General features: G+C 67.2%; 2 protein-coding genes. Both read left to right on the top strand.

Going from position 1 to position 4,031, the window contains the following annotated elements; all coding sequences use genetic code 11:
- A partial coding sequence (locus tag VFO93_RS20015; RefSeq protein ID WP_325136167.1) for an efflux RND transporter permease subunit occupies positions 1 to 2,246 on the top strand: 2,246 nt, incomplete at its 5' end.
- A gap of 258 nt (positions 2,247 to 2,504) precedes the next feature.
- The gene (locus VFO93_RS20010) at positions 2,505 to 3,923 is read left to right on the top strand and encodes an efflux transporter outer membrane subunit (protein ID WP_325136166.1); all 1,419 of its coding nucleotides are present in this window, start codon (positions 2,505 to 2,507) and stop codon (positions 3,921 to 3,923) included.
- Positions 3,924 to 4,031 lie beyond the last annotated feature (108 nt).

Raw genomic sequence — 4,031 nt, 5'->3', positions numbered from 1 at the left:
CAGCCAAGGCCAAAACCTGTCCCAAAGGTATTAAGTACGGTGTGCCCTACAGCACCAAGCGCCAGCTCGACGAGTCCATTGAGCAGGTGAAGCACACGCTGATTGAAGCCTTCGTGCTGGTGTTCGTGGTGGTGCTGCTGTTTTTACAGGACTGGCGCTCGACGCTGGTGCCGGCCCTGGCCGTGCCGGTGGCGCTGGTGGGCACGTTTCTGTTCATGCAGCTCTTTGGGTTTTCCATTAACCTGCTCACGCTCTTTGCCTTGGTGCTGGCTATCGGCATTGTGGTCGATGATGCCATTGTGGTGGTAGAGGCCGTGCACGCCAAGATGCACGACGAGCACCTGGCCCCGCGCGAGGCCACCGTGTCGGCCCTAGGCGAGATTACCGGGGCCGTGCTCAGCATCACGCTGGTGATGGCGGCCGTGTTCGTGCCGGTGGGCTTCATCGAGGGGCCGACGGGGGTATTTTACCAGCAGTTTGCCTTCACCCTGGCCATTGCCATCGGCGTGTCGGCCCTCAACGCCCTGACCCTGAGCCCGGCCCTGTGCGCGCTGCTGCTCAAGAACCCCCACGGCGCGGACGCCGGCCAGCCCCTGACCTGGCGGGCGCGCGGGGCGGCGGCCTTCAACGCGGGCTTCGCGGCGCTGACCACCCGCTACGTGCGCGGCCTGCGGGCGCTGGTGCGCTACCGCTGGCTGAGCCTGGCGGGCCTGGCCGGGGTCTTCGGCCTGACGTTCTGGCTGCTGCAAACCACCCCCAAGGGCTTCATCCCCGACGAAGACAAGAACTTCGCGTTATTTGCCTTGAACATGCCCGCCGGGGCCTCGCTGCCCCGCACCAACGCCGCCCTGGCCAAGGCCAACCGCCTGCTGGCCAAAGACCCCGCCATCGCCAGTGCCAGCTCGGTGTCGGGCTTCGATATCTTGAACTCGGCCGTGACGCCCAGCGGCGCGCTCGGACTGCTGGAGCTCAAGCCCGCGGCCGAGCGCGGCCCGGTACAGGAGGTGGGCACTGTACTGGCCCGCATCAACGCCACGCTCAGTACCATCCCCGACGGTTCGTTCTTCGTGTTTGCCGACCCCACCGTGCCGGGCTTCGGCAACGTGGGCGGCCTGGAGCTGGTGCTGCAAGACCGCACGGGCGGCGCGCTGCCGCAGTTCAGCAAAGTGGCCCACGACTTCGCGGCGGCCTTGCAGCAGCGTCCGGAAATCGGGCTGGCCACGGTCAGCTTCCGGGCCGACTACCCGCAGCTGGAGTTACAGGTCGATGCCGTGAAGGCCAAGCAGCTGGGCGTGAGTGTGCGCGAGCTGCTGGGCACCGTGCAAGCCTACTATGGCAGCGCCCAGGCCTCGGACTTCAACCGCTTCGGCAAGTACTACCGCGTCATCGTGCAGGCCGACGTACCCAGCCGGGCTACCGCGCAGTCGCTCGACGGCGTATTCGTGCGCAACCAGGCCGGGGCCATGGTGCCGGTCACCACCCTGCTCACCCTCAAGCGCGTGTACGGCCCCCAGACGGTGGCCCACTTCAACCTCCTGAACGCCATTACGGTGAATGCCCAGGCCCGGGCGGGCCGCAGCAGCGGCGAGGCCATCCGGGCCGTGGAGGAAGTGGCCCGGCAGCACCTGCCGGCCGGCATCAGCTACGAGTGGACAGGCATGACGCGCGAGCAGATTGCCGCCGGCAGCCAGTCGGTACTGGTATTCGGGCTGTGTCTGGTGCTGGTGTATTTCCTGCTGGCGGCCCAATACGAGAGCTACATCGTGCCGCTGGCCGTGCTGCTTTCCATCCCGACCGGCGTGCTGGGCGCGCTGCTGGCCGTGCGGCTGGCGGGCCTCGAAAACAACATCTACGTGCAGGTAGGCCTGCTGATGCTCGTCGGCCTGCTGGCCAAAAACGCCATCCTCATCGTGGAGTTTGCCCGGCAGCGGCGGCACGCGGGCCGCAGTCTGGCCCGGGCTGCCCTCGAAGCCGCCCGCCTGCGTCTGCGCCCCATTCTGATGACCTCGCTGGCCTTCGTGGCGGGCCTCATTCCGCTGATGCGCGCCACCGGGTCGTCGGCCATTGGCAACCGCTCCATCAGCGTGGGGGCGGCCGGGGGTATGCTCTCGGGCGTGGTGCTGGGGCTGCTCATCGTACCGGTGCTGTTCGTGGTGTTCCAGGGCTTGCAGGAGAAAATCAGCGGCCCGCCGAAGGTGGCGGGGCGGCCGGCTCTCGCCGACTTGCAGCCCGTGGCCGCGCAGTAAGGCCGGGCTATTCACTTCCTGCGGAACCGGGCCTAGGGCCTGCTTTTCACCTGCTTTTGAGATTGTTTTAGGGTTTTACATTTTCTATTAATTCGTCATGCTGAGCGCAGCGTAGCGGAGTCGAAGCATCTCTACCGGTGAACTAACTCCTAACGTCAGCAACGAAGCGATAGAGATGCTTCGACTTCGCTGCGCTGCGCTCAGCATGACAACCTGGACAGGTTTTAGCCAAGCCTGAATAGCCTCTCTATTTCAATTATGACCTTCCGCCTGCCCCTTTTTCTCTTGCTCCTACTGCTGGCCAGCGCCTGCCGGGTGGGCCAGCACTACACCCAGCCGGCGCTGCCTGTGCCGGCGCAGTACCGCGCCGCGTCCGGTCCGCTGACTACGACCGACACTACCACCCTAGCCGACGTAGCCTGGCGCAGCCTGTTTCAGGACCCCGCCCTGCAACAGCTCATCGATAGCGCGCTGGTACACAACTTAGATTTGCAAGTGGCGATGCGCAACCTCGAAAGTGCCGACCAGCTGCTGCGCCAGGCCCGGGCGGCCTACGTACCCACCGTGGCAGCGCAGGTGGGGGCCACCTCCAACACGGCCTCGCGCAACAGTCTGGGCGGCATCAGCGCCGAGCAGTTTGTGGGCACGCGCACCGTGAAGGATTACAACGCGGGCCTCACGGCCGCCTGGGAGCTGGACGTGTGGGGCCGCCTGCGCCGCCTGCAAGAGGCCGCCCGTGCCGACTACCTGCAAACTACCGAAGCCCGCAAAGCCGTGCAAACTCAGCTGGTGGCCCAGGTGGCGCAGGGCTACTACGAACTGCTGCGCCTCGATGCCCAGCTCGCCATTGCCCACCGCAACACGGCCCTCAACGACAGCACCCTGCGCTTGCTGCGTTTGCAATGGACGGCCGGGCTGGTCACCACGCTGGCCGTGGACCAAGCCACCGCCCAGCGCCAGACCGCCGCCCTGCTCGTGCCGCAGCTGGAGCAAGGCATCGTAGAGCAGGAAAACGCCCTGCGCGTGCTCACCGGCCAGGCGCCCGCTGCCGTGGCCCGCGCCGCCACCGATGCGCCCCTCGCGCCGGCCGGGCCGCTGGCCGTGGGCGTGCCCGTGGCCCTACTCAGCCGCCGCCCCGATGTGGGCGCCCGCGAGCTGGCCCTGGTGGTGGCCAACGCCCGCACCGGCGCGGCCCAAGCCAGCCTCTACCCCGCCCTGACGCTGACCGGCACCACGGGCCTCAACTCCTTCGTGCTCAGTAACTGGCTGGCCGTGCCGGGGGGCGTGTTCACCGGCTTCGGAGTGGGGCTGGCGCAGCCCCTATTGCAGCGGCGGCAGCTACGCACGCAGCTGGAGCTGGCCCGCCTCGACCAGGAGCGCGCCGCGCTGGCCTTCCGGCAGGTGGTGCTCACGGCGGCCGGGGAGGTGTCGAGCGCCCTGGTGCGGGTGGAGAAAACCCAGCAGCAGGCCATCCTGGCCGCCGCCCGGGTCGATACGCTACACCAGGCCACCCGCCACGCTACCCTGCTGTTTCGAAGCAATCTGGCCAGCTACCTCGAAGTGCTCACGGCCCAGGGCAGCGCCCTGCAAAGCCAGCTGAGTCTGGTTGATATCCGCCGGCAGCAGTCGGGGGCCGTGGTGGAGCTGTACCGGGCGCTGGGCGGCGGCTGGCGGTAGGGTTTTCCGATGCCCCCTAGGCCGTCATGCTGAGCGGAGCGCAGCGCAGTCGAAGCATCTCTACCTCAATAATAACTTCTGACGGCTAGCAACGAAGCGGTAGAGATG

It is taken from the genome of Hymenobacter sp. (assembly GCF_035709525.1).
GTDB lineage: Bacteria > Bacteroidota > Bacteroidia > Cytophagales > Hymenobacteraceae > Hymenobacter.
This window is presented reverse-complemented; position numbering and strand designations above follow the sequence as displayed.

Excerpts from the sequence above, each read along its gene's own strand:
- VFO93_RS20010 (WP_325136166.1), top strand. The coding sequence starts at position 2,505 with ATGACCTTCCGCCTGCCCCTTTTTCTCTTGCTCCTACTGCTGGCCAGC.